Origin of the sequence: Defluviimonas salinarum, from assembly GCF_026013545.1 — a bacterium.
GTDB classification, from domain to species: Bacteria; Pseudomonadota; Alphaproteobacteria; order Rhodobacterales; family Rhodobacteraceae; genus Albidovulum; species Albidovulum salinarum.
Genome location: NZ_JAPDOG010000030.1, coordinates 18,746 through 41,115, shown reverse-complemented (window position 1 = coordinate 41,115; position 22,370 = coordinate 18,746). Strand labels below are relative to the sequence as shown.

21 protein-coding genes and 1 pseudogene are annotated in these 22,370 nt (G+C 69.5%); 14 read left to right on the top strand and 8 right to left on the bottom strand.

What is annotated here, in order from left to right; translation table 11 throughout:
- Positions 1–109 (top strand): annotated as a pseudogene (locus OM960_RS21395) (IS5/IS1182 family transposase); the annotation flags it as partial.
- Positions 110–494: 385 nt separating this feature from the next.
- Here the strand turns inward: OM960_RS21395 and OM960_RS21390 are convergent.
- Both OM960_RS21390 and truA read right to left on the bottom strand, forming a co-directional pair.
- Positions 495–1,004: a ribosome modulation factor gene (locus OM960_RS21390; protein WP_264773390.1), complete on the bottom strand. Its 510-nt coding sequence runs from the start codon at positions 1,002–1,004 to the stop codon at positions 495–497.
- A 370-nt stretch (positions 1,005–1,374) separates the two neighbouring features.
- Complete coding sequence (gene truA / locus OM960_RS21385) at positions 1,375–2,142, bottom strand: tRNA pseudouridine(38-40) synthase TruA (protein WP_263339075.1); 768 nt, start codon at positions 2,140–2,142, stop codon at positions 1,375–1,377.
- A gap of 94 nt (positions 2,143–2,236) precedes the next feature.
- On the opposite strand from truA, the gene OM960_RS21380 reads away from it, so the two are divergent.
- The 4 genes from OM960_RS21380 to OM960_RS21365 all read left to right on the top strand — a co-directional run bounded on the left by OM960_RS21380 (position 2,237) and on the right by OM960_RS21365 (position 7,947).
- A complete protein-coding gene (locus OM960_RS21380; RefSeq protein ID WP_264773389.1) occupies positions 2,237–3,652 on the top strand; it encodes a YcjX family GTP-binding protein in 1,416 nt (471 codons plus the stop codon).
- The gene (locus OM960_RS21375; protein ID WP_264773388.1) at positions 3,649–4,095 is read left to right on the top strand and encodes a GNAT family N-acetyltransferase; all 447 of its coding nucleotides are present in this window, start codon (positions 3,649–3,651) and stop codon (positions 4,093–4,095) included. The genes OM960_RS21380 and OM960_RS21375 overlap by 4 nt, the downstream gene beginning before the upstream one ends.
- The gene (locus OM960_RS21370) at positions 4,092–5,102 is read left to right on the top strand and encodes a YcjF family protein (RefSeq protein WP_264773387.1); all 1,011 of its coding nucleotides are present in this window, start codon (positions 4,092–4,094) and stop codon (positions 5,100–5,102) included. The genes OM960_RS21375 and OM960_RS21370 overlap by 4 nt, the downstream gene beginning before the upstream one ends.
- A 79-nt stretch (positions 5,103–5,181) precedes the next feature.
- Positions 5,182–7,947, top strand: coding sequence for a DUF2339 domain-containing protein (locus tag OM960_RS21365; protein WP_264773386.1), 2,766 nt, complete (start codon positions 5,182–5,184; stop codon positions 7,945–7,947).
- Here the strand turns inward: OM960_RS21365 and OM960_RS21360 are convergent.
- Positions 7,931–8,263 (bottom strand): DUF6476 family protein, encoded by a 333-nt coding sequence (locus OM960_RS21360; protein WP_263339063.1) that lies wholly within the window; start codon positions 8,261–8,263, stop codon positions 7,931–7,933. The two genes, OM960_RS21365 and OM960_RS21360, sit on opposite strands and share 17 nt — an antisense overlap.
- Here OM960_RS21360 and OM960_RS21355 point away from each other — a divergent pair.
- The 4 genes from OM960_RS21355 to OM960_RS21340 all read left to right on the top strand — a co-directional run bounded on the left by OM960_RS21355 (position 8,250) and on the right by OM960_RS21340 (position 11,974).
- Positions 8,250–9,302 (top strand): RluA family pseudouridine synthase, encoded by a 1,053-nt coding sequence (locus OM960_RS21355; protein ID WP_264773385.1) that lies wholly within the window; start codon positions 8,250–8,252, stop codon positions 9,300–9,302. The two genes, OM960_RS21360 and OM960_RS21355, sit on opposite strands and share 14 nt — an antisense overlap.
- Before the next feature lie 167 nt (positions 9,303–9,469).
- Positions 9,470–10,366 (top strand): RNA polymerase sigma factor RpoH, encoded by an 897-nt coding sequence (rpoH, locus tag OM960_RS21350; protein WP_263339060.1) that lies wholly within the window; start codon positions 9,470–9,472, stop codon positions 10,364–10,366.
- Between the two features lie 102 nt (positions 10,367–10,468).
- Entirely contained in the window at positions 10,469–11,446 is a 978-nt protein-coding gene (locus OM960_RS21345; protein ID WP_264773384.1) for a Gfo/Idh/MocA family protein, read from the top strand.
- 78 nt (positions 11,447–11,524) lie between these two features.
- Positions 11,525–11,974, top strand: a complete 450-nt coding sequence (locus tag OM960_RS21340) for a host attachment family protein (protein WP_263339056.1) — start codon at positions 11,525–11,527, stop codon at positions 11,972–11,974.
- Positions 11,975–11,983: 9 nt separating this feature from the next.
- On the opposite strand, the gene OM960_RS21335 is transcribed toward OM960_RS21340, so the two are convergent.
- The 3 genes from OM960_RS21335 to OM960_RS21325 are packed head-to-tail and all read right to left on the bottom strand — an operon-like array spanning position 11,984 to position 16,002.
- Positions 11,984–13,156 (bottom strand): dipeptidase, encoded by a 1,173-nt coding sequence (locus tag OM960_RS21335; RefSeq protein WP_264773383.1) that lies wholly within the window; start codon positions 13,154–13,156, stop codon positions 11,984–11,986.
- Between the two features lie 51 nt (positions 13,157–13,207).
- Positions 13,208–14,179, bottom strand: coding sequence for a hypothetical protein (locus OM960_RS21330; RefSeq protein WP_264773382.1), 972 nt, complete (start codon positions 14,177–14,179; stop codon positions 13,208–13,210).
- The gene (locus tag OM960_RS21325; RefSeq protein ID WP_264773381.1) at positions 14,176–16,002 is read right to left on the bottom strand and encodes a M3 family oligoendopeptidase; all 1,827 of its coding nucleotides are present in this window, start codon (positions 16,000–16,002) and stop codon (positions 14,176–14,178) included. Before OM960_RS21325 ends, OM960_RS21330 begins: the two co-directional genes overlap by 4 nt.
- A gap of 150 nt (positions 16,003–16,152) precedes the next feature.
- Between OM960_RS21325 and OM960_RS21320 the strand changes: the two genes are divergently transcribed.
- A complete protein-coding gene (locus tag OM960_RS21320) occupies positions 16,153–16,878 on the top strand; it encodes a proteasome-type protease (protein ID WP_263339047.1) in 726 nt (241 codons plus the stop codon).
- Between the two features lie 4 nt (positions 16,879–16,882).
- On the opposite strand, the gene OM960_RS21315 is transcribed toward OM960_RS21320, so the two are convergent.
- On the bottom strand, positions 16,883–17,815 hold the full coding sequence (locus tag OM960_RS21315; protein WP_264773380.1) for an alpha/beta fold hydrolase: 933 nt from the start codon (positions 17,813–17,815) through the stop codon (positions 16,883–16,885).
- Between the two features lie 4 nt (positions 17,816–17,819).
- A complete protein-coding gene (locus OM960_RS21310) occupies positions 17,820–18,107 on the bottom strand; it encodes an SCP2 sterol-binding domain-containing protein (RefSeq protein WP_263339042.1) in 288 nt (95 codons plus the stop codon).
- Between the two features lie 69 nt (positions 18,108–18,176).
- Between OM960_RS21310 and OM960_RS21305 the strand changes: the two genes are divergently transcribed.
- From OM960_RS21305 to fdxA, 4 genes are all read left to right on the top strand, one after another.
- The gene (locus OM960_RS21305; RefSeq protein ID WP_263339040.1) at positions 18,177–18,737 is read left to right on the top strand and encodes a tetratricopeptide repeat protein; all 561 of its coding nucleotides are present in this window, start codon (positions 18,177–18,179) and stop codon (positions 18,735–18,737) included.
- Positions 18,738–18,746: 9 nt separating this feature from the next.
- Positions 18,747–21,527, top strand: coding sequence for a helicase-related protein (locus OM960_RS21300; protein ID WP_264773379.1), 2,781 nt, complete (start codon positions 18,747–18,749; stop codon positions 21,525–21,527).
- 7 nt (positions 21,528–21,534) lie between these two features.
- Positions 21,535–21,855 (top strand): RNA-binding S4 domain-containing protein, encoded by a 321-nt coding sequence (locus OM960_RS21295; protein ID WP_263339036.1) that lies wholly within the window; start codon positions 21,535–21,537, stop codon positions 21,853–21,855.
- A 115-nt stretch (positions 21,856–21,970) separates the two neighbouring features.
- Complete coding sequence (gene fdxA / locus OM960_RS21290; protein WP_263339033.1) at positions 21,971–22,309, top strand: ferredoxin FdxA; 339 nt, start codon at positions 21,971–21,973, stop codon at positions 22,307–22,309.
- Positions 22,310–22,370: the final 61 nt, after the last annotated feature.

Genomic DNA, 22,370 nt, shown 5'->3' with positions numbered 1-22,370 from the left:
CAAGAACGCCCGCCGTGTCGCCACCCGCTACGACAAGACTGCCGAAAGCTTCCTGGGTTTCATCGACATAACCTCGATCCGCCTCTGGCTCCGCCAATTGTCAACATGACCTAGATCGCGGCCCAGTCGGTGAACCGGTAGGTGACGCGCGGGGCGCGCGGCGGACGCGGCTTGCGGTCTCCGGTGCGGGGCTTCGGAACGGGCGGGCGCGGGGCTTGTCGATTCATGACTCTCTCCTTCGTTCACGGAAGGACATGGGGGCCGGCCGGCGCGGATCCAGAAATGTGTCGGTCCGCTGGCGGGGACGTGAGATCATGTGTTGCCGGCCGGGATCCGCGTTGAATGTCGGGACCCCGGCCTTTGCCACCCGTCGGCCCCTTCAAAATGCCTTTCGTCAATACGGAAAGGATAGCATTTGTGGTTCCGCGCGACAGGTCGGGAAATCCCGACCCTGCGGACTGACCGTCCGGTGCGGGCGCGCCATCCACGCGGGATCAGGGCTGCTCGTCGTCGAGCGCCTCCATCCAGCCGTTCTCCCAGCAGAGGTGGTCGACGGAATTGACCGTGTACGGATTGGCGGTGAACCTCCGGCCGGCGCGCCGGGCCTCGTAGCCTTCGTCGTAGCTCGCGCCGCGGGTATCCGCACGCGGCGCATGGCCGCCGCTCTCGCCGATATGCGCGGCGTATTCGGGGTATGACATCAGGTCGGGCAGGTCGATCCGGCCGGTCCGGTGCCGCAGCGTCTCGCTGCCGCGGTCGGTGAGCCGATAGGCGCTGTCCCCGACCGGCTCGAGGAGCCGGGCAATCTCGAGCTGGCGGACGTGGCGCGCGAGCCGGTCGCGGATGGCATCGGGCGGCAGGGCGGGGCGTTCGTTCGCCTCGCGGAAAAGCGCGTCGAGACGGGCGGCGCAGTCGTCGAGGGTCACCGGTCCGGCCTCCGCCCCGTGCAGGATCAGCGCGAGGAGGCTCGGGGTACCAAGAAGGGGAAAGTCGTCCTGAAACATGCGCTCCACCCGGGGCTGACTGTGGTCCTGAAAGCCTATGCGGAGAGCGGGCGGAGGGTAAAGGGTCCGCGCTGGCGTTTGCGGGGGTCAGATCATCGCGAAGTCGGTGAAGCGGTAGGTCCTGGGCATGCGCGGACCGGGCGGCGGCGCGGGGCGGTAGATGCGGGGCGTTTCGCGGCGGGGCTGGGGGCGGGGCATCGGTCTGGCCTTTCCTTGCTGGGTTTCGATGGTTCATCCTGCAACGGACCTGTCAGCGCGACGTCAGACCGTCGGGCGCGCCGTCGTGAAATCTCCGGCAATCGAGCGTCAGTTTCCGCGCGCGCCATCCCCAGGGCGGCGTTCGGCGCCCCGGAACCGCGACGCAATAGACTCACACGAAGGGGTTCTCGGGATAGCCAACGCCGGTGAGATAGAGCCCGTCGGGCGGCGAGACCGGCCCGCAGGCGGTGCGGTCGCGGGCCTCGAGCGCGGCGCGCACGTCCTCGGGCGCCCAGGACCCGGCGCCGACACGTTCGAGCGTGCCGACGATGGAGCGGACCTGGTTGTGCAGGAAGCTCCGGGCACGAAGCTGGAAACGGTACTCGGTTCCCTGCGGGATCGCGTGCTCGGTGATCGTGATCTCGTCGAGTGTTTTCACCGGGCTCTTCGACTGGCAGAGAGTCGAGCGGAAGGTGGTGAAGTCGTGATGGCCGACGAGATGGGCGGCGCCCGCGCGCATCGCTTCCGCGTCGAGCCGGTTCAGCACCCGCCACGCCAGCCCCGCGTCATGGGTGAGCGGCGCGCGGCGCGCGATCAGCCGGAAGAGGTAGCGCCGCTCGTTGGCCGAGAAGCGGGCGTGGAAGTCGTCGGCGACGCGGGCGGCCTTGAGGATCGCCACCGGGGCGGGTTTCAGGTGGAAGTTCAAGGCCTCGGATAGACGGAACGGGTCCCAGTCCTTCGCGAGGTCGCAATGCGCGACCTGGCCCGTGGCGTGGACACCGGCATCGGTGCGCCCCGCCGCCGCGATGCCGGGGGCTTCCGCTTCGAGCTTCCGGAGCGCGGTTTCCACCGCCTCCTGCACCGAGGGCTGGCCGGATTGCCGCTGCCAGCCCGAAAACGGGCCGCCGTGATAGTCGATCAGAAGCGCGTAGCGGGGCATGGCCCTCCCTAGCCGCCGAGACGCGGCTTGGCAATCGCCCCTACACAGCCGTGGCCGGGGTGCCTATCTTGGGCGGAAAGGCGAGGGGCAGGTCTTGGGTATCGGTGACATCGCGGACGATCTTCTGCGCGGGCTCGGCGGGCTCGGCTCGGGGCTGACCGAGGCCTTTTCCGACCCGGTGATCCGGCTCGGCGTCACCGGGCTTTCGCGGGCCGGCAAGACCGTCTTCATCACCTCGCTCGTCGCCAACCTGATGGATCGCGGCCGGATGCCGGGGCTCAGGGCCGCCGCCGAGGGGCGGATCCTCTCGGCCTTCCTCCAGCCCCAGCCCGACGACACCGTGCCGCGCTTCGACTACGAGGTGCACCTCGACGAGCTCACCGGACCCGCGCCGCGCTGGCCCGAAAGCACCCGGGCCGTCAGCGAGTTGCGGCTGTCGTTCCGGCTCGCCGAGGCGGGGCTCTTCGGCGGGATGCGGGGGCCGCGTACGCTCCATCTCGACATCGTCGACTATCCCGGCGAGTGGCTTTTAGACCTCGCGCTTATGGAACAGGACTATGCCGGATGGAGCGCCGAGGTGCTCACCCGGATAGAGCCCCGCGTCGAGGCGGCCGGCTACATGGCGCAGATCGCCGGGCTCGATGCGGCGGCGGCGCATGACGAGATGCGGGCGAAGGCGCTGGCCGAGGGCTTCGCTTCCTATCTCGGCGCCGCGCGGGCGGCGGGCTATTCGGACTGTACGCCGGGCCGGTTCCTTCTGCCGGGCGAGCTTGCCGGCTCCCCGGTCCTGACCTTCGCGCCCCTCCCGAAGCCCGCCGAGACCCCGCGCGGCGCGCTCTGGCGCGAGATGGAGCGGCGCTTCGAGGCCTACAAGGCCATGGTGGTGAAGCCCTTCTTCCGCGACCATTTCGCCAGGATCGACCGTCAGGTCGTGCTGGTCGACGCACTCGGCGCGATCCATGCCGGCCCCCGCGCGGTCGAGGATATGCGCCGGGCGATGGCCGGCATCCTCGCGGCGTTCCGGCCGGGCCGCACCGGCTGGCTCACCGGGCTTCTGGGTTTGCGCCGGGTGGAACGCATTCTCTTCGCCGCGACCAAGGCCGACCACCTGCACCATTCCGAACACGCCAAGCTGACCCGGATCATGGCGGCGCTGATGCGCGAGGCCAAGGACCGGGCCGAATTCGCCGGCGCCGAGACCGCTGCGATGGCGATCGGCTCCCTGCGCGCCACCGTCGAGGAGAGTGTCCGCCACGAGGGCCGCGTGCTCGACTGCGTGCGGGGCCGCCTCCTCGACGGCGGGCGCGAGGCGGCGTTCTATCCCGGCGAACTGCCCGACAATCCCGCCGCCCTCCTGGCCCCCGCACGGGAGGGGGCGACCCAATGGCTCGACGCCGATTACGCGGTGATGGCCTTCGCGCCGGCGGTGCTGAAGCTGAAGCCGGGCGAGGGACCGCCGCATATCCGGCTCGACCGCGCGGCGGAATTCCTGATCGGGGACCGGCTGTGAGGATCGTGGTCGAGAGCGCGGGGCCGGAGGACGTTCCGGCGATGGCGTCGATCCTGTCGGACTGGATCGACGCGACCCCCTGGATGCCGCGGCTCCACAGCATGGCAGAGGACCGCGGCTTCGTCGCGGGACTTCTCGCCAGCCACGAGGTCCTGGTGGCGCGGGCAAACTGGGTCGTGGGCTTTCTCGCCCGTCAGGGCGGCGAGATCGACGCGCTCTATGTGGCCGCTACGGCGCGCGGACGGGGCGTCGGATCGGCGCTGCTGGCGGCGGCGGGGGCGGCGGAGTCCGATCTTTCGCTTTGGACTTTTCAGGCGAATGCCGGGGCGCTGCGGTTCTATTCTGCGCGCGGATTTGTGGAAACGGAACGCACGGACGGCAGCGGCAATGCGGAGCGGCTGCCGGATGTCCGGCTGGTGCGGAAGGCGGGAGGTGCGGCATGACGAAACCCAAGGGTCCGGTGCTGATCGAGATGGAGCGGCCCGCCGCGGAGGGTCCGGCTGAGGCGCCGCCGGTTCCCGAGCTGCAGCCCGAGGGCCAATCGATGCAGACGGTGGCGGCGCTCGGGGCCCGGCGCCGGTCGCCGCTCGGCCGGTTCTTCTGGACCACGGCCGGTGCGCTCTTCGGCTTCGTGCTGTCGATCTCCGCCTGGCGCTTCGTCGAGACCCTCCTCAGCCAGAACCCGCTCCTCGGCGGCATCGCGGCGGCGCTGGTCGGGCTCTTCCTTCTCGCGGCCGTCCTGATTGCCCTCCGGGAATGGGCCGCCTATGGCCGCCTCGCGCGGCTCGACCGGGTGCACCGCGCCGCTCTCGATGCCCTCGCCTCGGGCGATCTGAAACAGGCGAACCGCGTCGCCGACCGGCTCGTCGCGCTTTACGAGGCCCGCGAGGACACCGCCTGGGGCCGTTCCCGGCTCGCCGAGCGGCGGGGCGAGGTCTTCGACGCCGACGCGCTCCTCACGCTCGCCGAGGCCGAGCTGATGGCGCCCCTCGACCGCGCCGCGCGGGCCGAGATCGAGGCCTCGTCGCGGCAGGTCGCGACGGTGACCGCGATCGTGCCGCTGGCGCTCGCCGATGTCGCGGCCGCGCTCATCGCCAATCTGCGCATGGTGCGCCGCATCGCCGAGATCTACGGCGGCCGCGCCGGCACGATCGGCAGCTGGCGGCTCCTGCGCGCGGTCCTTGCCCATCTCGTCGCGACCGGCGCGGTCGCGGTCGGCGATGACCTGATCCAGTCGGTTGCGGGCGGCGGGCTTCTCTCGAAGCTCTCGCGCCGCTTCGGCGAGGGGGTGATCAACGGCGCGCTGACCGCACGGGTCGGGGTCGCGGCGATCGAGGTCTGCCGGCCCTTGCCCTTCGCCGCCCTGCCGAAGCCCAAGGTCACGAACCTCGTCAGCCGCGGCCTCGCGGGGCTTTTCGGTGGGGCGGGAGAGACCAAGGGGAATTCCTGACTTTCCTCGCGGGCCGCCTTCGGTATCAATGGAGGCGATGAGCCCGGACGCAGATCCGGGGCGGCAGGAGAGATGAGGCATGGAAGCTCTGCTCGTATTTGCGGCACTCGTAGCGCTCGCGATCCCGGTCCTCGTGATCGTGCTTTTGGTCGCGGTCTCGGGTCTCAGGCGCCAGTTCGCGCTGCTGGAACGGCGCGCGGCCATGCTGGAACACGAGGTGAAGGACCTGCGCGCAAGGTCCCGCGCGGCGCCTCCCGAGGTGCCCGCGACGCCGGCCGTGCCGGACCTGCCCGAAATGCCCGCGCCGCCACAACCTCCGGCGCCCGAACTGCCGGAAGCGGCCGAGGCACCACCGATTGCGCCCGGCCCCTGGGAGAACCTGCCCCCCGCCGCCGCGCGGAGCTCTGAGCCGGTCGTGGTGGCGCGGCCCGAGCGGGGCTCGACCCTCGGCGATTGGCTGGTCGCGAACTGGGTCTACGCGGTCTCGGCGCTGTCGCTGGCGCTTGCCGGGATCTTCCTCGTGCAATACGGGGTCGAGAACGGGCTCCTGCCGCCGCCGATGCGGGTCGCCGCGGCGATCCTCCTCGGCCTCGCGCTTATCGGCGCGGGCGAGTGGCTGCGCCGGCGCTGGGGCGACAGCGAGCACTCGGCCACCGCCTATCTTCCCTCGACCTTCTCCGGGGCCGGGCTCGTCTCGATCTTCGGCGGCGTCCTCGCAGCGCGCCAGCTCTACGAGTTGATCGGGCCGGAGGTCGCCTTTGCCGGGCTTCTGGCCACCGCCGCGCTCGCGGTCGTTCTCGGCTGGTTCCACGGACCGTTCCTCGCCGCCGTAGGCCTCCTTGGCGCCGCCGCCGCGCCCTTCCTCGTCGGCGGCGAGAGCGAGGCGCCCTACTGGCTCTATGGCTATTTCGCGGTGATCGCGGGCGCAGGGCTCGCCATCGACACGATCCGGCGCTGGGCCTGGGTCTCGGTGCTCGCGCTGGTTCTCGGTCATGCCGGGGCCTGGCTCACCTTCGCCGGAACCGGCGGGGGCGGCTGGTACGCGCTGACGCTCACCGTCCTCGTGGCGCTCGCCATCCTGATCCCGGCGCGCGGGATCCTGCCCGACCATCAGGGGCCGATGCTCGCCGAGGCGCTCTGGCGCAAGGGGCAGGGCGGCTGGCCCCACTTCCCGACCCGGCTCGCCGGCGGCGCGGTGGCGGCGGCGGCGGTCATCCTCACGCTCCTGCCCGCCGAGACCGGGGCGGAAAGCCTCCTCGTCTTCCTCTGCCTCGCGGCGCTGGCGCTCGCGCTCACCACCTGGTCGGGCCCCGCGCCCGCGCTTTCCGACCTGACGCTCCTGCCCGTGGCGGGGTTCCTCCTGCGGCTTGGGCTGGAGGGGCTCGACCGCTGGCCGCTCGCCCGCGAGTTCGCCGCCCGCGCCATCCATCTGCGCGAACCCGAGACCGCGCCGCCGCTGACCGCGACGCTCCTCCTCGCGCTCGCGCTCGCGGTGACGCTGGCTGCGGCCTGGGCGAGCGGCGGGGCGGGGCGGCTGAAACCGTTCTGGGCGGCGGGCGCGGCCCTCGCCGCGCCGCTCACCGCGTTGGTGATGGAACTCTTCTGGGCGCCCTCGGCGGTGCTCGGGACCTATACCTGGGCGCTCCATGTCATCGGCCTCGCCGCGATCATGGTGGCGCTGGCGCTGGGCTTCGCCCGCGCCGACGGCGAGGACCGCCGCCGCGCGGCCTATGCCACGCTCTCGGCACTGTCGCTGATCGCGCTCGCGCTGTTCCTGATCACCACCAAGGGCGCGCTGACGCTGGCGCTCTCGGCCCTCGTCGTCGCGGCCGCCGCGCTTGACCGGCGGTTCCGGCTGCCGGAGATGGGGCTCTTCATCCAGGCCGCGGTGATCGTGCTGTCGTGGCGGCTCGTGATCGACCCCGGGCTCGCCTGGGCGGTGGACGGAGCGGCTCTCTGGGAGGTCATCGCCTCCTATGGCGGCGCCGCGGCGGCGATGGCGGCGGGGCTTTTCCTCCTCTCCGGGCTCGAGCGGCGCGCGGCGCGGGTCTTTCTCGAAAGCGCCTTTGCCGGCTATACGGCGCTCACGGTCAACGTTCTCCTGACCCGCTGGCTGACGACGCGCGGAACCGGCGAGTGGGTCTTGTCGCATTGGGGGCTCGCGCTCAACGCGATGCCCTGGCTGGTGCTGATGCTGGTGCAGCTCTACCGGTTGCAGCTTGGCGGCGTGCTCCGCTGGCTGCGCTGGGCCATTGCGGGGATCGCGGCGCTGATCGGCTTCGGCGGACTTCTGCTCGCGACCGGGCCGGCGAACCCGCTCTTCGCCCGTTTCATCGGCGGGCCGGGCGCGCCGGAATGGCGCGTCTACGGCCCGCCGGTCCTCGACACGCTCCTCGTCGCCTATGGCCTGCCGGGGCTCCTCCTGCTTCTGGGCGCGGCGCGGCTCGGCCATCTGAACCGCTGGCTGCGGATCGGCCTCGGCGCGGTCGGCGTGGCCTTCGCGGCGCTCTATGCCGGGCTCGAGATCCGCAGGCTCTGGCGCGGCGACGACCTCTCGGTGCCGGGCGTCACGCAAGGAGAACTCTACAGCTACACGATCGCGCTGATGCTGGTGGGCGCGGTCCTCCTTTACCAGGCCATCGCCCGGCGCTCGCAGGACCTGAGGCGCATCGCCATGACGGTGATCGCCCTGACCATCGCCAAGGTCTTCCTGATCGACGCCTCGGGGTTGTCCGGCCTGACGCGGGTCGCCTCGTTCCTCGCCCTCGGCCTTTCGCTCGCGGCACTCGCCTGGCTCAACCGCTGGGCGGCCGGCCGGCAGGGCGGCGTCACTCCGCCGGAGTGATCGCCACGCGCTGGCGCAGCTCGCCGGTCTCGGCGTCGAGGATCAGGATCTCGTCCGCCTCGGTCACCACCGCGACCCAGCCGCGGCCCATCGTTACTGCCTCGGCCTTGGCGCCGTCGGGCAGGGCGATCGCCGAGGGCAGCGCCGGGCGCGGCTCCAGCGCCTTCGGGAAGCGGATGACAAGCAGCCCGATGATCGTTATCAGGCCGACGATCATGGTCCCGGCCAGAACCGAGACCAGAACTTTCAGGAAGCGGAGCTCCGGCGGCGTGCCGGTGCCCTCGTCGTTCGGAGCTTGATTGATGTCGGATGCCACCGGCCCTGTCCTTACCGTCGTGATCGGGGAGAACCCGCCCGACCGCCTTGATAAGGCGCTCGCCCGCGATGTGCCAGAGGAAGCCGCCCTGTCGCGCTCGCGGCTCGCGAAGCTTCTCGCCGAGGGCGCGGTGACGCACGCCGGCGCCCCCGTCACAGACGCCAAGGTGAAGGTGGCCGAGGGCGAGGTCTTCGAGATCGCGCTCGGCCCCGCCGAGGCGGTCGAGACCCGGCCCGAGGCGATTCCGCTGAATGTCATCTGGGAGGACGACGACCTCATCGTCATCGACAAGCCCGCCGGCATGGTGGTCCATCCCGCGCCGGGCTCGCCCGCGGGTACGCTCGTCAACGCGCTCCTCCATCATTGCGGCGAGACGCTCTCGGGCATCGGCGGCGAGCGGCGGCCGGGCATCGTCCACCGCATCGACAAGGACACGACCGGGCTTCTCGTCGTGGCGAAGTCCGACCGGGCGCATTACGGGCTTGCGAAACAATTCGAGAAGCACAGCGTCACCCGGCGCTACCTCGCGCTGGTGCATGGCGCGCCCGATGCCGCCGACCCGCGGCTGCACGGCGTGAAGGGCACGAATTTCGAGGCGGGCGGGATTCTCAAGATCACCACCCAGCTCGCGCGCCACAAAACCGACCGTCAGCGCCAGGCGGTGCTGTTCCACGGCGGTCGCCACGCGGTGACGCGGGTGCGCGTCCTCGACCGCTTCGGCACCCCGCCGTCGGTGGCGCTCGTCGAATGCTGGCTCGAAACCGGGCGCACCCACCAGATCCGCGTCCACATGGCCCATGTCGGCCACGGGCTCGTGGGCGACCAGACCTATGGCGGCCGACGCAAGCCGGCGGCAAAGGCGCTCGGGCAGGGGGCGGCGGAAGCCGTCATCGCCTTCCCGCGCCAGGCGCTCCATGCCGCGACGCTCGGCTTCGACCATCCGGTGACGGGCGAACGGCTCGAATTCGAAAGCCCGCTGCCGGAGGATTTCGCCGGGCTCCTCGCGGTTCTCGGTGACAACTCGCGCAATTCCGACTAAAATGCTTTACAATTTCTGACAAGACCGTGATCGGACCGACACAAATCTGGCAGAGCGACGGAAACCGGCTCATCTGACGTAAAACTACCGATGATAGGCCTTGCGCCTTGCGCGGATATCCATGCGCGCCTAGGTTGCTTGGTCCTTGTAAGGAACAGGGGGTCTGAATGACGAGTTACGCCAATCTTCCCGCTCCGAGCCCCGAACAGGGGCTGAACCGGTACTTGCAGGAAATCCGCAAGTTCCCGCTTCTGGAGCCCGAAGAGGAATACATGCTGGCCAAGCGCTGGGTGGACCACGAGGACAGCTCGGCCGCCCACAAGATGGTCACCTCGCACCTGCGCCTCGCCGCGAAGATCGCGATGGGCTATCGCGGCTACGGACTGCCGCAGGCCGAGGTGATCTCGGAGGCCAATGTCGGCCTGATGCAGGCGGTCAAACGCTTCGACCCGGAAAAGGGTTTCCGGCTTGCGACCTACGCGATGTGGTGGATCCGCGCCTCGATCCAGGAATACATCCTCAGGTCCTGGAGCCTCGTGAAGCTCGGCACCACCTCGGCGCAGAAGAAGCTGTTCTTCAACCTGCGCAAGGCGAAGTCGAAGATCGGCGCGCTGGAGGACGGCGATCTCAGGCCCGAGCATGTCGCCAAGATCGCCCATGACCTCAATGTCACCGAGGACGAGGTGATCGACATGAACCGCCGGCTCGCCGGTTCCGACGCCTCGCTGAACGCGACGATCGGTTCGGAGGGCGAGGGCACGGCGCAGTGGCAGGACTGGCTTGAGGACGAGGATGCCGACCAGGCGGGCGACTACGAGGCGGCCGACGAGCTGGCGATCCGGCGCGAGCTTCTGGAGGCGGCGATGGCGGTCCTGAACGACCGCGAGCGCGACATCCTGATCCAGCGCCGGCTGCAGGACGATCCGGTGACGCTCGAGGATCTCTCCGGCCAGTACGACGTGAGCCGCGAGCGGATCCGCCAGATCGAGGTCCGCGCCTTCGAGAAGCTGCAAAACGAGATGCGCAAGCTCGCCAAGGACAAGGGCATGGTGGTGCCGGCCTGACCGGGCGGCACCACCGATCCCCCGGCCCGCGCCGCCCTTGCTTGCCGGACGCGGGGCCGTCGGGTAGCTGTCAGCGACAGCGCAGGCTGCGGGAGGGTAGGCATGACCACCGTCAACTGGGGCGTTCTCGGCGCCGCGAATTTCGCCCGCGAGCACATGGCCCGCGCGATCCACGAGGCCGAGGGCGCGCGGCTCGCCGCTCTCGCGACCGCGCATCCCGCCAAGGCCGAGGGGTTCCGGGCCTTCTGCCCGGACCTGACAGTCTACCCGAGCTACGAGGCGCTGCTCGCCGATCCCGGCATCGAAGCGGTCTATATCCCGCTACCGAACCACCTTCACGTCGAATGGACAAGGAAGGCGCTGCAGGCCGGCAAGCATGTACTGACCGAAAAGCCGATCGCGATGACGGCGGACGAGATCGAAGCGCTGATCGCGCTTCGCGACGCCACCGGGCTTCTCGCTGCCGAGGCCTACATGATCGTCCACCACCCGCAATGGCAGCGGGCGCAGGCGCTCATCGCCGAGGGGGCGATCGGGCGCGTGCTCCATGCGGATGCCCATTTCAGCTATGACAACCGCGCCGATCCCGGCAATATCCGCAACCGTCCCGAGACCGGCGGCGGCTCGATCCCCGATATCGGCGTCTACACCTACGGCTCGCTGCGCTGGGCGACCGGGGCCGAGCCGGTGACGCTCCGCACCCGGATCGAACGCGAGAACGGCGTCGACACCTTCGCGCTCGTCTCGGGCGACATGGAGGGACCGGGCGGGCGATTCAGTTTCCACGCGATGACCTCGATGCGGCTCTTTCCGCGCCAGGAGGTGGTGTTCCAAGGCGAGGCTGGGCTCCTCCGGCTCACCGCGCCGTTCAACGCCGGGCTTTTCGGAGAGGCGCAGCTGCACCTTTTTCGCGCGGGACAGCCCGACCATCTCGAACGCTTCCCCGGCGCGCGGCAATACTGCCTCCAGGTCGAGGCCTTCGGCCGCGCGGTCCGGGGCGGCGCGCCCTTTCCCTGGCGGCTCGAGGACGCGCAGGGCACCCAGGCGATGATCGACCGGGTTTTCGCCGCGGCGGAGTGACGCCGCCGCGTGCGTCGCGGTGTAATGAACGCGGGTTTGCCCTATATTGAAGGGCATACGAAAAAGCGGAGGATGGTCATGAAGCCAGTACGCACGCTTGTACTCGTCGCCGGCGAGGAAAATGCCCGGCTTCTCATCAACGACGGAATCGGCAAGGGGCTGACGGAACGCGCCGGACTGTCGGTCGCCCAGTTTGCTGATGCCCAGATCGAGTACGAAGACCGGCCCGGGCGCCAGACCGGAGGCCCCGGCGGTACCGCGCGCCACGGGTTCGACACTCACGGACACGATCAGGAGATCGCCCGCTCGAACTTCGCCCAGCATGTGGTCGAGGCGGTGCAGGAGACCTGGGCGCGCGTCAAGCCCGATCGGCTGATCGTTGCCGCACCGCCGAAGATGCTCGGCGCCTTGCGCGCCAAGCTGACCGGTGCCCCCGCCGCGGCGCTGCACGGCGATCTCGCCAAGGACCTCGTGAAGGTGCCGGTGCACGACCTGCCGCCGCATTTCGCCGATATCCAGCCGATGTGAGGCCCGCCCTCAGCGGTCAGGCAACGCCGACTCCAAAAAGCGCAGCATGTTGCCGCCCATCACCTTGGCGATGACCGGCTCCGAAAGCCCGGCGTCGATCAGCGCCCCGGTCAGCGCGGCAAGCTCCGAGACGTCGAAGGCGACCCCGACCGAGCCGTCCCAGTCCGAGCCGAGCGCGACATGGTCCTCGCCGACAAGCCGGATCGCGGCGACGATCGTCGCAGCGATGCCCGCCGGGCTGTCGTCGCAGGTCACGTCCTTCCAGAAGCCGATGCCGATCAATCCGCCCTTCGCCGCGATCGCCTGCATCAGCGCGTCGGGATAGTTCCGCACCGTCTCGCAGTGCGAGCGGATGCCGGTATGACTGACCACGACCGGGACATCGACCATCGCCAGGACCTCGCGCGCCACCTGTGGCGAAGCATGGGCGAGGTCGATGATCATGTGGCGCTCGACCATCGCCCGCACCGCCTCGCGACCGAACGGCGTCAACCCGCCCCCGGCCTCACCGTGCAGCGAGGCGCCGAGCGCGTTGTCGAAGAAATGGGTGAGCCCGATCAGCCGGAACCCGGCGTCGTAAAGCCGGTCGAGACTGGCCAGATCGCCCAACAACGCGTGGCCACCCTCGGCGCCGAGGATGCCGCCGGTGACCCGCTCGCCCGCGTCCCGGCGCGCGAGAACCTCGGCGAGGTCGGCGCGGGTGCGGACGATCTTCAAGGCGCCGGGCGCCGCCGCCTCGGCCGCCGCCAGCGCATCGGCCTGCACCAGCGCGCGCTCGGTCAGGTCGCGCCAGGCCCGCAGGGGGCGCAACTGGCCGATGAATAGCCGGGTGATGTCGTCGGGCGCATCGGCGGTGTTCTTTGCGTAGTTAAGGCCGGAGGGGCTTTTGGTAACGGTGGTAAACACTTGCAGCGCGACATTGCCCTCGGCAAGGCGCGGCAGATCGACATGGCCGCGATCTGAGCGCCGCGTCAGGTCGCGGTCCCACAGCAGCGTGTCGGCATGGAGGTCGCCGATGATCAGCCGCTCGTGCATCGCCTTGGCGGCCGGACTCACCGGCCAGGGATCATGCGCGGCGACCGGGTTCAACCGGCGGTCGACGATGCCGGGGGCGAACGTGAAGAACCCGGCCGCGCCGAGGACGGCGAGCAGAAGGATCAGCCTGAGCAGGATTTTCGCCATCCGGGCCTCGCGGTCAGGTTGCGCCCACTCTTCCCGACCACAGCACCCCGGTCAATCGCCGAGGCCGAGCGCGGCCATGTCGACGCCTCGCGCCCGGAACCGCGCCACCACCCGATCGAGAAGGTCGTCGCGCCCGGTGTTGAGCATGCCCGCGCCGAGGAACCAGTGCACGAAGGCCTCGAACGGATAGGTCCGCTCGAGCGCGGTGCGGAGCGCGTCCGCCACTGCGCCGGGGTCGGGCGCGGTCTCGGCGCAGTGATGCAGGTCCGAGCGGCCGCAGAGCACCGCCGGCACCCGGTGGAACATCCCCTCAAGAGCCGTGGCCGACGAGATCGAGACCGTGACCGCGCTGGCCGCGAGGATGTCGTGGACATTGGCATCGGTGACGATCACGCCGGGCAACTCGCGGGCGCGGTCCAGGACCGCCCCGGTGTCGCCGGTGCGGTTGCGCGGATGGGCCTTGACGATCAGCTTGTGCTCGCCCCGCGCCGCGACCACCGCCTCGAACATCTCGGCCTCGCGCATGTGGCGCATCCGCTCGACCGGCTCGCTGTCGCCCTGCAGGAAGACCGCGATCGCACCGCCTGCAAACTCCGCGCGCCGGATGGGCTGGTCGTAGCGGCTCAGCCGCTGCCCGACGATCCGCCGCGCATGGGCGGCAAAGAAGGATGCCGCGGCTTCGGGATCCTCGGCGCCGGGATCGAACGCGGCACTCGCGAGGCTCGAGTCCGCGAAGATGCCTTGCGCGTCGCAGTACCAGAACGGGAAAACGTAGGCGAGGCCGGTGTTCAGAGCCCGCGGGTGGCGGACCGCGCCGTTGTGGATCAGGTGGAGGTCCGCCGTCTCGCCCATCTCCGCCAGCGCCACGCGGTCGCGCCAGCGGGTCTCCACCCTTACCCCACGCGCCCGAAACCCGGCCGCGAGCTTCTGGAAGAGCCCCGGCAGCGCGGCCTCGTCGGGGTCGAGCATGTGGCCCGGGACATGCAGGACAAGACCCGGCCCCGCGTCCCGGCCGGGGTTCATCCCTCCATCGCCTCGAGCTCGTCGATCATCCCGGCGATCATCGACAGCCCCTTGTCCCAGAACTTCGGATCGCTGGCGTCGAGCCCGAAGGGCTTCAGGAGCGCCTTGTGGTGCTTCGAGCCGCCCGCCTTCAGCATCTCGAAATACTTCGCCTGGAAGTCCGGCAGCCCCTCCTCGTAGACCGCGTAGAGCGCGTTCACGAGCCCGTCGCCGAAGGCATAGGCATAGACGTAGAATGGCGAGTGGACGAAATGCGGGATATAGGCCCAGAATGTCTCGTAGCCCTCCATGAACTCGAACGCGTCGCCAAGGCTTTCGCCCTGCACGCTCATCCAGAGCGCGTTGATGTCCTCGGGCGTCAGCTCGCCCACGCGCCGTGCGGCGTGGAGCTTGCACTCGAAGTCGTAGAAGGCGATCTGGCGGACCACGGTGTTGATCATGTCCTCGACCTTTCCGGCCAGCAGCACCTTGCGCTCATTTGCATCCTTCGCCTGCGCGAGGAGCTTGCGGAAGGTCAGCATCTCGCCGAAGACCGACGCGGTCTCGGCCAGCGTCAGCGGCGTCGACGCCAGCATCTCGCCCTGAGGGGCCGCCAGCACCTGATGAACGCCGTGGCCAAGCTCATGCGCCAGCGTCATCACGTCGCGCGGCTTGCCGAGGTAGTTGAGCATCACGTAAGGATGCACCTCGGTCACGGTCGGATGGGCGAAGGCGCCGGGTGCCTTGCCGGGCTTCACGCCGGCGTCGATCCAGCCCCTGTCGAAGAACGGCTCGGTCAGCGCGGCGAGATCCGGCGAGAAGGCGGCATAGGCCGAGGTCACGGTATTGCGCGCCTCCTCCCAGCCGACGGTGCGCTTGGTCTCGATCGGCAGGGGCGCGTTTCGGTCCCAGACCTGGAGCTTGTCGAGCCCCATCCACTTCGCCTTGAGCCGGTAGTAGCGGTGCGAGAGCTTCGGATAGGCGGCGACGACAGCGTTCCTGAGCGCCTCCACCACCTCCGGCTCGACATCGTTCGACAGGTGCCGGCCGTGCTGGGGCGTGGGCATCTTGCGCCAGCGGTCCTCGATCTCCTTCTCTTTCGCGAGCGTGTTGTGTACGCGCGCGAAGAGTTTGACATTGCTTCCGAAAACCTCGGCGAGAGCGCGCGCCCCGGCCTCGCGCCGCCCGCGCTCGGGCTCCGAGAGGAGGTTGAGCGTGGCTTCGAGGCTCAGAGGCTCCGCCTCTCCCTTCACTGTGAATTCCAGCGCTGCCATCGTCTCGTCGAAGAGCTTGTTCCAGGCCGAGGCGCCGACCGTCGACTGGTCGTGCAGGAACCGCTCGAGCTCGTCCGAAAGCTGGTGCGGGCGCAGCGCCCGCATCCGGTCGAAGACCGGTTTGTAGCGGGCGATGTCGGCGTTTGCGTTGAAAAGCGACGTGTAAGCTTCGTCCTCGATTCGGTTGAATTCCAAGGAGAAAAACACGAGCGGCGTGGTGAAGTCGGTGACCTTGTCCTGGCAGTCCGACATGAACTTGGCGCGCGCGGCGTCGACCGTGTTCTGGTAGTAGCGCAGGCCAGCGTAGGACATGATCCGGCCCGCCACCGCCTCGATCCGCTCGTAGGCCCGGATGCAGCCGAGCATCGCGGCCGCGTCGAGCGTGGCGAGCTTGCCCTCGTAGCTGGCGGCGAAATCGGCGCAGGCCTGTTCCAGCCAGCCCATGTCACGCGCCAGTTCCGGCGCGTCGGGGGCGGTGTAGAGATCGCTCAGGTCCCATTCCGGCAAATCGCCGAGCCCCCCGGCGGCGGCATGGGTGTCGAAGACCGGGCGCGGCAGGCGGATGGGCATGGGAAACTCCTTTTCTGTCCGCCCAAGACATAGGGGCGGCGGGCCGGGCAAGGCAAGCGGCAAGGGGTGGAAATCGCCCCGCCGCGGGGTGTTGCGGGCGGTCCCGCCGCGCCCTAGTGTGGCGCGGTCGGGGCAGAGGGGATATCGGACATGACCTATGGCGTGGGGCTTCTCCTGAACGAGGGCATGGTGCTTTTGTCCGACACCCGCACCAATGCCGGGATCGACCACATCTCCTCCTACCGCAAGATGTTCAGCTTCGAGGTGCCGGGCGAGCGGGTCGTCGCGATCCTCACCGCCGGCAGCCTCTCGGTGACGCAAGCCACGATCGCCAAGCTGCAAGAGGCGGTGGAGGACCCCGAGGCCTCACCCGAAACCTCGATCCTCCTCGCGCCGACGCTCCTGAAGGTGGCCGAGATCGTCGGCGCCACGCTCTGGGCGGTGCGCGACGCGGTCGACCAGCGGCTCCGCACCGGCGGCCAGTTCGGCCCCGCCTCGATGATCGTCGCCGGCCAGCGCAAGGGCGGTGTGATGCGGATGTTCCTGATCTACCCGGAGGGCAACTTCATCGAGGCGACCGAGGACACGCCCTTCCTGCAGATCGGCGAGCATAAGTACGGCAAGCCGATCCTCGACCGCATCGTGCGGCCTGACACCTCGCTCGCCGACGGCCAGAAGGCGGTCCTGCTGTCGATGGATTCGACGCTGCGCTCCAATCTCTCGGTCGGGATGCCGCTCGACCTCGCCGTGATCGCGCGCGACGAATGCCGCGTCACCCAGCAGCGCCGGTTCGAGCCCGGCGACGCCGATTTCCGCCGCACCAGCGAGGCCTGGTCGAAGGCGCTCCGGTCGAGCTTCGGAAAGATCCCGCTCTGACGCCTCAGCGGCTCGCGTCGAACAGCGCCGTGGCGCGGCGGTAGAACTTGTCCCGCATTTCGGGGCCTTCCATCATCAGCTCGTGCTCGGCCGAGCCGACGAGGTCGAACTCCGACCCCGGCCAGCGGTGCATCCGGTCGTGGATCGCCGGGGCGCAGACGATGCGCTCCTCGGCGCCGAGCACGGTCAGGCAGGGCAGGGCGGGCGAGGGCATCTGCCTGAGCGCCCGCGTCTCGCGCAGCGCCTCGCCGAGCCATTGCAGCGTCGGCCCGCCGATCGCGAGTTCGGGATGGGCGATGAGCTGGCGGCGCATGAAGGCGAACATCTCCTCGTTGCGGGTCAGCACGTTGCCCTCGAATGGGGCTTCCAGCACATAGGTCATCGGCGAGGTCGTCGGCACCATCCGGTGGCCCTGCCCGAAGGGCGGCGCGAGCGTGACCAGCGTCCAGGCGACGGGTCTCAGCGCCCAGTGCATCTTGATGCCCCACATCGGCGCCGAGAAGGTCACCGCGTGGACCGGCAGCCCGTCATGGATCGCTCTTAGCCCGATGCAGCCGCCCATCGAATGGCCGACGAGGTAATAGGGCTCGGGCAGGTCCTCGGCGCGGACGAACTCCAGCAGCGCCGCCACATCCCTCTGGTAGTCGAGGAACTCGCCGACATGGCCCGGCGCCCGGTCGTCCAGGAGCCGGTCGGCGATGCCTTGGCCGCGCCAGTCGATCGTCGCCATCGCGTAGCCCCGCGCGGCGAATTCCGCCGCGGCGGGGCCGTATTTCTCGACATATTCGGTGCGGCCGGGGAACAGGAGCACCGTCCCCTTCGCTCCCTCGCGCCAATGCGCGGCGCGGACGCGCACGCCGTCCGAGGTGTCAAGCCAGACGCAGGTCTCACCTGCGGGCGCCTCGGCCACATCCGCGTGGAACGGCGCGCGTTCCATCGCCCTACGAGAGAACCGCGCCGAGCTGCATCGCGAGCCCCATGTCGCCGTCCACGCTGAGCTTGCCTTGCATGAAGGCCGCGGTCGGGTTCACGTCGCCCGAGAGGATCCCCTCGAAGGTCTCGCGGTCGGCGGTGAGCGTCACGTCGGCCTCCTCGTCGCCCGCGCGCACGCCGGCGGTGTCGAGCATCAGAGCGCCTTCGCCCTCGATGATGAATTTCGCGCGGCCGGCGAATCCGCCCGACAGTTTCTCGCTCAGGGCGGCCACGGCCGCATTCACAACGTCGCTCATTCTTCCTCCAATTGTGACCGCCGGGGGCCTTTCGCTGACCGGCGCGCATCGGCTACACTCTGCCGTGTAATGGGACGTTTCGCCACCCCGCTCGGATCGGTTTTCGCGGCCTGTGCCGCCGCGTTACTGCTTGCCCTGCCGGTTTCCGCCGGCGCGGCGACGCTCGACGAGCTTTACGCCGAACTCGCCGACCCTGACAACCGGGAGTGGCAGAGGACCCAGTCCGATATCCTCCGCGAATGGTCCAAGTCCGGCTCGCCCGCGATGGACCTCCTGCTCAAGCGCGGCCGCGAGGCGATGGAGGCCGGCGACCTCGAAGCTGCGATCGAGCATCTCACCGCGCTCACCGACCACGCGCCGGATTTTGCCGAGGGCTGGAACGCGCGCGCCACCGCCTATTACATGGCCGGCCAGTTCGGTCCCTCGGTCGCCGATATCCGCCGCACGCTCGCGCTCAACGACCACCATTTCGGCGCGCTCTCGGGGCTCGGCCTGATCTTGGAGGAACTGGGCTATGATACCCGCGCGATCGAGGCGTACCGCGCGGCCCTCGCTATACATCCGCACCACGAACGGATAAGGGAATCGCTCGCCCGGCTTGAGCGCAAGACCTCCGGCACCAGACTCTAGGAGCATCCCATGGCGGCGGAGACGAGGATCACGGCGGTCCTCGGCCCGACCAACACCGGCAAGACCCATTACGCGATCGAACGCATGCTGGCGCACCGCACCGGCGTGATCGGCCTGCCGTTGCGTCTCCTTGCGCGCGAGGTCTACGACCGCATCGTCGCCCAGCGCGGCCCCGCGGTCGCAGCTCTCGTGACCGGCGAGGAGCGCATCGTCGGCGCCCGCGCGCAGTACTGGGTCTGCACCGTCGAGGCGATGCCGACCGAGATCGGCGCCGATTTCCTCGCCGTGGACGAGATCCAGCTCTGCGCCGACCCCGAGCGCGGCCATGTCTTCACCGACCGGCTGCTCCATGCCCGCGGCCTCGCCGAGACGCTGTTTCTCGGCTCCGACACGATGCGCGGCGCCATCGCGGCGCTGGTGCCGAAGGTGCAGTTCCTCAAGCGCGAACGGTTCTCGACCCTGAGCTACGCAGGTTCGAAAAAGATCAGCCGGATGCCCGCGCGGTCGGCCGTCGTCGGGTTTTCGGTTGAAAATGTCTATGCGATGGCCGAGCTGATCCGCCGCCAGAAGGGCGGCGCGGCGGTGGTGATGGGGGCGCTCAGCCCCCGCACCCGCAACGCGCAGGTCGCGATGTACCAGAACGGCGACGTCGATTACCTCGTCGCCACCGACGCGATCGGAATGGGGCTCAACCTCGACATCAACCATGTCGCCTTCTCGGCCACGGCGAAGTTCGACGGTTGGCGGATGCGCCACCTCTTCCCGCACGAACTGGCGCAGATCGCCGGGCGGGCGGGGCGGCACATGACGCCCGGCACGTTCGGCGTGACCGGTGAGGCCTCGCCCCTCGCCGACGAGGTCGTGAACGCGATCGAGAACCACCGCTTCCGCCCGATCGAGCGGCTGAACTGGCGCTCGGGCGAACTCGACTTCGGCACGATCGACCGTCTGATTTCCTCGCTCGAAGCGCCGCCCCAGAACGAATGGCTCATGCGCGGGCGCGAGGCGGACGATCTGCGCGCGCTGAAATCGCTCGCCGAGATCGGCCAGATCCGCGACAGGGTCCGGCATCCGCGCGACCTGAGGCTCCTCTGGGACGTCTGCCGGATCCCGGATTTCCAGGGCATCTCGTCGCAGGAACACGCCAATCTGCTGCAAAGGATCTTCGGCTTCCTGCAGGACGGCCACGTCCCCGACGACTGGCTCGCCGCGCAAATTCGCCGCATCGACAAGACCGAGGGCGACATCGACTCGCTTTCCAAGCGATTGGCGTATATCCGCACCTGGACCTATGTCGCGCAGCGTTCCGGCTGGGTCGCCGACGAAAGTCATTGGCGCGACGAGACGCGCGCTGTAGAAGACCGTCTGTCGGACGCGCTGCATGGCGCGCTGACGCAGAGATTTGTGGACCGGCGGACGAGCGTCCTCCTTCGCCGGCTCAAGCAGAAGGAGAGCCTTGTGGCCGAGGTGAACGACAAGGGCGAGGTGACGGTGGAAGGCGAATTCGTCGGCCGTCTCGAAGGGTTCCGTTTCAAGCAGGACGGATCGGCCTCGCCCGACGAGGCGAAGACGCTGAAGCAGGCGGCCTACGAGGCGCTCAAGCCCGAGTTCCACCTGCGCGCGGACCGCTTCTACAACGCGCCCGACACCGAGCTCGACTTCACCGAGCAGGGCGGCCTCATGTGGGGCAATTCCGCCGTCGGCAAGCTCGTCAAGGGCGCCGAGGCGATGAAGCCGCAGGTCGAGGCTTTCGTCGACGAGGAAGCCGGTTTCGACGTCGCCGAGAAGGTGCGCCGCCGGCTCCAGCATTTCATTGACCGCAAGGTGGCGACGCTCTTCGAGCCGCTGCTGACGCTCCAGCGCGACGAGGCGCTTGCCGGGCTCGCCCGCGGCTTCGCCTTCCGTCTTGTCGAGGCGCTGGGCGTCCTGCCGCGCGAAGGCGTGGCCGACGAGGTCAAGGCGCTCGACCAGGACATGCGCGGCGCGCTGAGGAAACACGGCGTCCGCTTCGGCCAGTACACGATCTTCCAGCCGCTCCTGCTGAAGCCCGCGCCGACGCGGCTGCGGCTCGTGCTCTGGTCGCTTAACGAGGGGCTCGACGAGTTCCCCGAAAGCCCGCCGCCGGGTCTGGTCACAGTGCCGAACATCCCCGACGTGCCGAAGGGCTATTACACGCTCTCGGGCTATCACCCTGCCGGTGCCCGCGCGATCCGCATCGACATGCTCGAACGGCTCGCCGACATCCTGCGCGGCCAGGACAGCAAGGCCGGCTTCGAGGCCAACCCGGACATGCTCTCGATCACCGGCATGACGCTCGAGCAGTTTGCCGACCTGATGGCCGGCCTCGGCTACAAGGGCGAGAAGGGCGAGCGCGAGAAGGTGCGCTCCGAACCCGTCGCCGCGCCCGCCGAGGAGGGCCAGAGCGCCAATCCGATCACCGAGGAGGAGGCCGCCCTCCAGACCGTGACCGAGACCGAGGTCTTTTACACCTTCACCTGGGCGCCGCGCCCGCGCGCGCCGCGCGGCGAGCGTGGCGAGCGCCCGGAACGCGGCCGCCGCAACGACCGCGGCCCGCGCGAGGGGGCCGAGAAGCGCGAGGGCAAGCCGCGCGGCGACCGTGCGGAGCGCGGCGACCGCGGCGGCAAGCCCGGCAAGGGTAAGCCGGGCGCCAAGGGCAAGCGCGACGAGCAGGGCGGCCGCCAGTTCGAGTCGCGCCCGCCGAAGAAGGACCGGATCGACCCCGACAACCCCTTCGCCGCGGCGCTGATGGGGCTCAAGGACAAGTTCTGAGGCGGCGTTGGCGGCCGAGGGGCGGATTCGCGTCGACAAGTGGCTGTGGCAGGCGCGGTTCTTCAAGACCCGCAGCCTCGCCGCCGCGACGGTCTCGTCGGGACATCTTCGGCTCAACGGGGCAAAGACCGCGAAGCCCGGCCATGCCGTCGGCCCGGGTGACGTGCTGACCTTCCCGCAAGGCGGACGGATCCGCGTGGTCTGCATCCGCGCCTGCGGCACTCGCCGCGGCCCCGCGCCCGAGGCGCAGGCGCTCTACGACGATCTTGCCCCGGATCCCGCCGAACCGCGCGACACCGTGCTGCCGGAAGCCCCGCCTGAGGAATGATGTCCCGGCGTCGCGACCCGGCCGCGACTGGCCGCTCTTTCCGGCCCGGCCCGTCTTGAATGATCCCCGTCATGGGGCTAGGTAGCAGCGTGAAGCCAAAGCCCGGATCCGCGCCATGACCTATGTCGTCACCGACAACTGCATCGCCTGCAAATACACCGACTGCGTCGAAGTCTGCCCGGTGGACTGCTTCTACGAAGGCGAGAACATGCTGGTCATCCACCCGGACGAGTGCATCGACTGCGGCGTCTGCGAGCCGGAATGCCCCGCCGACGCGATCCGCCCCGACACCGAGCCCGATCTCGAGACCTGGGTCGAGTTCAACCGGAAGTACTCCGAGATGTGGCCGGTGATCACGCAGCGCAAGGATCCGCTTCCCGAGGCGGAGGAACGCGACGGCGAGACCGGCAAGCTCGACAAGTACTTCTCCGAGACCCCCGGCGCGGGCGATTGATTCGAGGCGCGCCCCCTGGGCGGCGGCGAATCGACAATATCTTGTGGTTTCGGCGGAAAAC

Bases quoted from the DNA above. Each gene is read 5' to 3' on its own strand.
- OM960_RS21390 (WP_264773390.1), bottom strand. From the start codon at position 1,004: ATGTTTCAGGACGACTTTCCCCTTCTTGGTACCCCGAGCCTCCTCGCG.
- truA (WP_263339075.1), bottom strand. From the start codon at position 2,142: ATGCCCCGCTACGCGCTTCTGATCGACTATCACGGCGGCCCGTTTTCG.
- OM960_RS21370 (WP_264773387.1), top strand. From the start codon at position 4,092: ATGACGAAACCCAAGGGTCCGGTGCTGATCGAGATGGAGCGGCCCGCC.
- OM960_RS21365 (WP_264773386.1), top strand. From the start codon at position 5,182: ATGGAAGCTCTGCTCGTATTTGCGGCACTCGTAGCGCTCGCGATCCCG.
- OM960_RS21355 (WP_264773385.1), top strand. From the start codon at position 8,250: ATGTCGGATGCCACCGGCCCTGTCCTTACCGTCGTGATCGGGGAGAAC.
- rpoH (WP_263339060.1), top strand. From the start codon at position 9,470: ATGACGAGTTACGCCAATCTTCCCGCTCCGAGCCCCGAACAGGGGCTG.
- OM960_RS21345 (WP_264773384.1), top strand. From the start codon at position 10,469: ATGACCACCGTCAACTGGGGCGTTCTCGGCGCCGCGAATTTCGCCCGC.
- OM960_RS21340 (WP_263339056.1), top strand. From the start codon at position 11,525: ATGAAGCCAGTACGCACGCTTGTACTCGTCGCCGGCGAGGAAAATGCC.
- OM960_RS21335 (WP_264773383.1), bottom strand. From the start codon at position 13,156: ATGGCGAAAATCCTGCTCAGGCTGATCCTTCTGCTCGCCGTCCTCGGC.
- OM960_RS21330 (WP_264773382.1), bottom strand. From the start codon at position 14,179: ATGAACCCCGGCCGGGACGCGGGGCCGGGTCTTGTCCTGCATGTCCCG.
- OM960_RS21325 (WP_264773381.1), bottom strand. From the start codon at position 16,002: ATGCCCATCCGCCTGCCGCGCCCGGTCTTCGACACCCATGCCGCCGCC.
- OM960_RS21320 (WP_263339047.1), top strand. From the start codon at position 16,153: ATGACCTATGGCGTGGGGCTTCTCCTGAACGAGGGCATGGTGCTTTTG.
- OM960_RS21315 (WP_264773380.1), bottom strand. From the start codon at position 17,815: ATGGAACGCGCGCCGTTCCACGCGGATGTGGCCGAGGCGCCCGCAGGT.
- OM960_RS21310 (WP_263339042.1), bottom strand. From the start codon at position 18,107: ATGAGCGACGTTGTGAATGCGGCCGTGGCCGCCCTGAGCGAGAAACTG.
- OM960_RS21305 (WP_263339040.1), top strand. From the start codon at position 18,177: ATGGGACGTTTCGCCACCCCGCTCGGATCGGTTTTCGCGGCCTGTGCC.
- OM960_RS21300 (WP_264773379.1), top strand. From the start codon at position 18,747: ATGGCGGCGGAGACGAGGATCACGGCGGTCCTCGGCCCGACCAACACC.
- fdxA (WP_263339033.1), top strand. From the start codon at position 21,971: ATGACCTATGTCGTCACCGACAACTGCATCGCCTGCAAATACACCGAC.